Origin of the sequence: Occallatibacter sp. (assembly GCF_049510455.1) — a bacterium.
In the GTDB taxonomy this organism is placed as follows: Bacteria; Acidobacteriota; Terriglobia; order Terriglobales; family Acidobacteriaceae; genus Telmatobacter.
The window spans coordinates 1-6,088 of the sequence record NZ_JBEKYX010000167.1; the positions used below are offsets into that span (position 1 = coordinate 1).

Genomic DNA, 6,088 nt, shown 5'->3' on the forward strand with positions numbered 1-6,088 from the left:
TACTTCGAGAAGACGCAGCATCCGATTGATACGAAGCAGTAGGCCCCCAGTTTCGTGTGCCCCGTCCTCGCGGCGTCTTTATTTTTTGCTGCTAGGGCCGGAGACTAGGTAGTGGGTTAGTTTGAATCCATAACCAGATCGAATGCGTGTCGAAAGAACATGCCAATTTCCGAGTAGACGATCATCCAACCGGAAGTTAGATTTATGCTTGCAGCTAGAGGTCTAACGGTTTTCGGTGCCCAGGTATTTAACTGCGAAACAATTCGGCCGGACGATGAGACTTAGTCTTTGGGCTTGGCTGTTCTGGAGCCTTCCCATCTATCTCTTGCTGGAAGTCGGGCCGTTCCTGATAATCGGGTGGGGGCTCAAGAAAACCGTCGCTGAACTTGTAGGCCCATATCTAGCTTTCGCGATACCTTTTGCAATCATAATGCCGCTGGTCTGGTGGCTTCGGGTGTCGGAGGAGCAGGGTACTTCGTCCAAACGGCTGGCGCGTGGATGGACTCTGAGCACGGCGACGTTTTTCATTGCGGTGATCGCTGCCGCCTTCTATTCGGGCGTTGAGCTTCGATTCATGGATCCCATGGACGCTTTGGGTGGATTCGTTGTTTCCGTGTTGTTGAGTGTTCCGAGTCTCTACTTCATGTACCGCAGGACGCTCCGGGTCATTTCCACGAGAGCGGCAGGGGAAACTGGGCAGTGATTGTCCCAAGACTCACATTGATGTCAGTTGACCGGCAAGCCGGAAGTTACTGATCTACCCCTTGAGATTCAAACCGACCCACTACCGGAAACCGCGAAAGCTCGCAGTCCCGCGATAAAATCTATACATGCTCGCCGCAGGCATCTCTCCAGAAATCCTCGCCAAATATGAGCCCGTGATCGGGCTTGAAGTTCATGTGCAGTTGCTTACTGCCACCAAGGCCTTCTGCAGTTGCGCCAACAGGTTCGGCGCGGAGCCAAATACCAATATCTGCCCCGTTTGCCTGGGGCTGCCCGGCGCGCTGCCTGTGCTCAATGAGAAGGCTGTCGAGTTTGCTACGCAGGCTGCGCTTGCCATTCACTGCACGGTGAATGAGCGCTCCATCTTTGCGCGTAAAAATTACTTCTACCCCGATCTGCCCAAGGGCTACCAGATTTCGCAGTTCGATAAGCCGCTGGCCGAGCACGGTTATATCGACGTGCCCACGGCAGACGGCAGCATGAAGCGCATCGGCATCACACGCCTGCACATGGAAGAGGACGCAGGCAAGAGCATCCACGATGGCTTTGCAGGCAAGAGCATCCACGATGGCTTTGCCGACTCGAACTCGCGCACGTATCTCGACCTGAACCGCTGCGGCACGCCGCTCATTGAGATCGTCTCCGAGCCGGACATTCGCACGCCCGATGAGGCGTTCGAGTACCTCACGCGCCTCAAGGAGATTCTGCTCTACACAGGCGTCTCCGATTGCAACATGGAAGAAGGCTCACTACGCTGCGATGCGAACGTGAGCGTTCGCCTGAAGGGCGCGCCAAAGTTCGGCACCAAAGCTGAAGTGAAGAACGTCAACAGCTTCCGCTATATCCGCGCCGCGCTAGAGTACGAAATTGAGCGTCAGATTGAACTGATTGAATCCGGCGGACGCGTGGTGCAGGAGACACGCCTCTGGAACGCGAGCGAAGGCCGCACCTACTCCATGCGTTCCAAGGAACAGGCGCATGATTATCGCTACTTCCCTGAGCCGGACCTGCCGCCGTTGGTCGTTACTCCAGACTGGGTCCTGGCACGCGAGCGGGAGCTGCCGGAGCTGCCTGAAGCACGCCGCGCGCGCATGATCTCCGAATACGACCTGAACGAACAGGATGCGCGCACGCTCACGGCCTCGCGCGAGTTTGCGGATCGCTTTGAAGCCGCGGCAAAGACAGCGAAGAATCCGCGCCGCGTGGCCAATGTGCTGCTGAGTGAAGTGGGTGGACGCCTGAAGGCTCTCGGCCTTGAGCAGGAGCAGTCTCCCGTTTCCATGACCGGCATTGTGCTTGCAGCGGACCTGCTGGACGAGGGCAAGATCAGCTCCAAGCAGCTCAAGCAGCTTCTCGACACCAGCTTTGAGAAAAGCGAAGATTTCCCGGTCGTTTACGAGCGCGAAAAGCCGCAGCAGATTACCGATACCGCCGCGATTGAAAAGCTCATCGACGAGGTCATTGCCGCCAATCCCAAGCAGGTGGAGCAGTACAAAGGCGGCAAAAAAACCGTCGCGGGATTCTTCGTCGGACAGGTGATGAAAGCTTCCAAAGGCCAGGCAAACCCGGCACTGCTCAACGAACTGGTCACCAAGAAGCTCGACGCCTAAAGCCGATTAGACAAGCTCATCGATCCGCGTCGCCAGATTGTTTTCCGCAGCCAACTCGCTGGTGCCAGTCGCCTCGGCGCCAGCCAGACCGGGATCGCTGGCAACATACTCGCCATCCGAGTAGCTAACGCTTCCTGAGTAGTTCTTGCCGTTTACGGTTGTTGAAAACGCCGTGTTCGACATCAGTTCGCTCACGGTAGACGCAGTCGCCGAGGTTAATGAAACGCTGGCCATAAAGTCCCTCCATGTCCGTTATCGACACAACAACAGAGGACTTTAGTCACACTGCGCGCAAATGCGCGCCATGCAGGCCAGCCGTAAAATCAGCGGGCCGGAACAATCGCTCCGGCCCGCCAGTATGACTGCGCAAAACTGCCTTTTTTCGCTACAGGATGGGGCTACGGGATGGGGCTACTTGATTCGCAGCTCCGCTGTCACTTCCTTGCGGGAGTCCCACGAGCTGATGGTCTTCGAGGCGCTCTTCCTGCTGTCTTTCTCTGCCCAAAGGTCGAAATCCTCCGACATATTTACCTGTGCAAAGCGAAAATGCCCATCCGCCGCGGTTGTATAACTGCGGATCGACTTGTTTTTCGTGTTCTGCAGAAACACCGTGGCGCTGGTCAGCACGCCTCCATCGGCGCTCAGCACAACGCCACTTACCACGCGCTGGCCAAAGTTCGTCTGCGCGTATGCGGCCATACGCGGCCCGCTTAGTCCTGTATCAGGCGCCAGCGCAACCAGGCCCAGAGCCATACCTAAGCACAGCCCTCGCACCGCCAGTCGTACTCCACTCCTCATTCTTCGTCTTCCTCTTCCTCTTCGTCAGAGTACTCGTCCTCGTCCTCGTCAAGCTCATCGCCCACGGGTGCAAGCTCCAGCGGTTCCACGGCTACTACTTCAAACTCCGAGCCACACTCCTCGCAGGCAACCACGTCGCCCTCTGCAATCTCGTCGAGTTCAATGTCCAGTTCGTTGTCACACTCAGGGCAGCTGGTCATGGCAGCCTCCTCTCATCCTTCCCAATGAAAATTTCTTCGCCGTCCTGTACGATGGCGATACTGCTTTAGAAGTTATCTCCTATGCAATAGGACTTTCGGCCTCTTCCAAAATGCCGGAGATAGCTTGGTACGCTTGGCTAGTTTTAGACGGACCACCCCCTCAGGTCAAGAGGTGCGGAGGTCAAAATCTGTGCATGCTCTCCCTATCATGACATCCGGAGACCCGTTCATGAAACTCTCGCTCCTTCTTCTTGCCGGTATGCTGGCTTCTGCGCCATGCGTCACCGCCCAGCGGCCCGACTATACGATCGACGCCGCGCCTGTTTCCGCGCCGGTGGCTGACCCAGCCATCGCCCGCGCCATTGCCACCATTGACGCTGCCCGGATTCACGGGACGATTGAAACTCTCGTCGGTTTTGGCACGCGCAACACCGCCTCCGTCAATGACACGACTCTGCCCGCCGGCAAGGGCGCACAGGCCGCCGCCGACTGGATATTCGACGAGTTCACCCGCATCTCCACCGCGTGCGGCAACTGCCTTGAGATCAAGCGCGACATCTTCATCCAGGAGCCGGATTCCGGCCCGCGCAGCCGCATCGTCAAGCCCACGCAGCTTACCAACATCTACGCCATTCTGCGCGGCACGGACCCAATCCTCGAAAAACACATCGTTCTCGTCACCGGCCATTACGACTCCATCAACTCCAATGCCTTCAAAAACTGGGCCGACACCTCGGGCGACGCTCCCGGCGCCAACGACGATGCTTCCGGCGTGGCCGTTTCGCTGGAGTGCGCCCGCGCGCTCTCCAAACTCCGCTTTCCCGCCACCATCATCTTTGTCGCCGTACCCGGCGAGGAACAAGGCCTTTTCGGTTCCGCGCACCTGGCCAAGCTCATGAAAGACGAGGGCTGGCAGGGCGAAAATGGAAAACTCGATGCCGTCCTCAACAACGACATCGTAGGCGGCAACACCACGCCCGGTGACACGCTGCAATTAAAAGACCGCGTCCGCGTCTTCTCTGAAGGCGTTCCCGTTGCCGCCACGCCGGAGCAGGCTCGCCGCATCCGCGCCATTGGCGGGGAAAGCGATTCGCCCAGCCGAGAGCTTGCCCGCGCCATTGTTGATGCCGCCCGTGCTTACCTTCCGGCCTCCGGTGAAGATACCTTTGCTCCCTTCCTCGTCGCGCGCCCGGATCGCTATCTGCGCGGCGGCGATCATTCTTCCTTCAATCAGCAGGGCTTTGCCGCCGTTCGCTTTACGGAGTGGCGCGAAGACTACAACCATCAGCACCAGAGCGTCCTGCTCAATGAAACGCCCATCAAAGGCGACCTGCTCCAGTTTGTTGACACCAACTATGTGGCGCGAGTTGCGCGCCTTAACGCAGCCACGCTGGCCACACTGGCCTCGTCCCCCGGCGCGCCGGCCAAGGTCACCCTGGACACCCAGAAGCTTGAGAACGGCACCACGCTCAAAATTGATCCCGCGCCCGGCACGGTGGATCACTACGAGCTGCTCTGGCGTGAAACCACTTCTTTCTACTGGCAATTTGCGCAGCGCGTGCCGGTAACAGCGGCCACCGAGCCAGGCCCCATTACGTTCACCGTCCCCATCTCCAAGGACAACGTCATCTTCGGCGTTCGCGCCGTCGATGCGGCCGGCCACCGCAGCCTGGTAGTTGTCCCATAGCGGAACAACTACAGTGAACAGGTGACAGGTTGCGGTGGACAGTGGCCGCCAACTGTCACCTGAAGCCTGTAAACTGGAACCTGCAGACAATGCCTCGCATGGGCCAACTCCCGCTCGCCTTTCCTGACTTCAGCGGAGCCACGCGCCGCCTCGTCCTCCTCAATCTCGCCGGCTTTTTTGCCCTGCTCATCCTGAATCTGGCGCACTACGGGGATGCAATCGTCCTGCGTTTCGCGCTCATCCCGACAGATTTTCTCAGCGGCGGCTTCTGGCAGCCATTCACCTACAGCCTCATTCACCCTGGGCTGCTCAATACACTGCTGGAGCTGCTTTCACTCTGGTTTCTCGCCAGCTTTCTTGAAAGCCATCGCGGCTCCCGCTTCGTCATGGGTCTGTACATCTGGAGCGTTCTAGGCACGGCAACCGCAGCCATCCTGCTTGAATTCGCGGCGGGGCGCTTCGGCTTTGCCCTGCCTGAAGCGCCACTCGCAGGCTGCATGGGAGCAGTCTTCGGAATGCTGATCGCCATCGGCGTCCTCTTCGGCGACGTTCAGTTCCTCATGTTCTTCGTGATCGGCATCAAGGCCAAGTATCTAGCCGCCATTTATGCGCTCATAACCTTCGCCACGCTCTTTGGCCAGAACAAGCTCATCGCCTTTGCGCAAATCGGCGGAGCGCTTGCCGCGCTGCTCTACATTCGCCTTGCGCCGGCCCGCACCGGACAGCGGATAGCTCCCTCGGGCTCAAAGCGCGGCTTCGGATTTTCCTTCAGCGAGCGCTGGTATGCCCTGCGCAACAACTATTTCCGCTGGAAGCGCCGTCGCGCCGGACGCAAGTTTGAGGTTTACATGAAGAAGCAGGGCCGCACCGTTCGCCTCGACAGCCGCGGCCGCCAGATCGACGAGGACGACGACCGTTCGCGCTGGAATTGAAAGACAGGGACAAGGGACTAGGAACTCATTGAAAAACGCCACAAGTCCTTGAATTCCTTGGGGAGTTGTGGACTTTTTGCCTTCAAACCGGTTTGAATTGGTGTTTTGGTGCGTGTTTATGGGGCTTTTCGGGTTCTG

General features: G+C 58.3%; 6 protein-coding genes. 3 read left to right on the plus strand and 3 right to left on the minus strand.

The window, feature by feature from the left end:
• Positions 1 to 830: 830 nt before the first annotated feature.
• Positions 831 to 2,333, plus strand: a complete 1,503-nt coding sequence (gatB, locus tag ABSG47_RS20155; protein ID WP_424172126.1) for an Asp-tRNA(Asn)/Glu-tRNA(Gln) amidotransferase subunit GatB — start codon at positions 831 to 833, stop codon at positions 2,331 to 2,333.
• Between the two features lie 6 nt (positions 2,334 to 2,339).
• Here gatB and ABSG47_RS20160 read toward each other — a convergent pair whose 3' ends face one another.
• From ABSG47_RS20160 to ABSG47_RS20170, 3 genes are all read right to left on the minus strand, one after another.
• Positions 2,340 to 2,567 carry a hypothetical protein gene (locus ABSG47_RS20160; RefSeq protein ID WP_424172129.1) on the minus strand — a complete coding sequence of 76 codons (228 nt, stop codon included), beginning with the start codon at positions 2,565 to 2,567 and terminating at the stop codon, positions 2,340 to 2,342.
• A 177-nt stretch (positions 2,568 to 2,744) separates the two neighbouring features.
• A complete protein-coding gene (locus ABSG47_RS20165; protein WP_424172132.1) occupies positions 2,745 to 3,131 on the minus strand; it encodes a carboxypeptidase-like regulatory domain-containing protein in 387 nt (128 codons plus the stop codon).
• Complete coding sequence (locus ABSG47_RS20170; RefSeq protein WP_424172134.1) at positions 3,128 to 3,331, minus strand: hypothetical protein; 204 nt, start codon at positions 3,329 to 3,331, stop codon at positions 3,128 to 3,130. The genes ABSG47_RS20165 and ABSG47_RS20170 overlap by 4 nt, the downstream gene beginning before the upstream one ends.
• A 229-nt stretch (positions 3,332 to 3,560) precedes the next feature.
• On the opposite strand from ABSG47_RS20170, the gene ABSG47_RS20175 reads away from it, so the two are divergent.
• Together ABSG47_RS20175 and ABSG47_RS20180 are read left to right on the plus strand one after the other, a co-directional pair.
• On the plus strand, positions 3,561 to 5,018 hold the full coding sequence (locus tag ABSG47_RS20175) for a M20/M25/M40 family metallo-hydrolase (protein ID WP_424172137.1): 1,458 nt from the start codon (positions 3,561 to 3,563) through the stop codon (positions 5,016 to 5,018).
• Between the two features lie 29 nt (positions 5,019 to 5,047).
• A complete protein-coding gene (locus tag ABSG47_RS20180) occupies positions 5,048 to 5,950 on the plus strand; it encodes a rhomboid family intramembrane serine protease (protein WP_424172140.1) in 903 nt (300 codons plus the stop codon).
• The last annotated feature ends 138 nt before the right edge of the window (positions 5,951 to 6,088 follow it).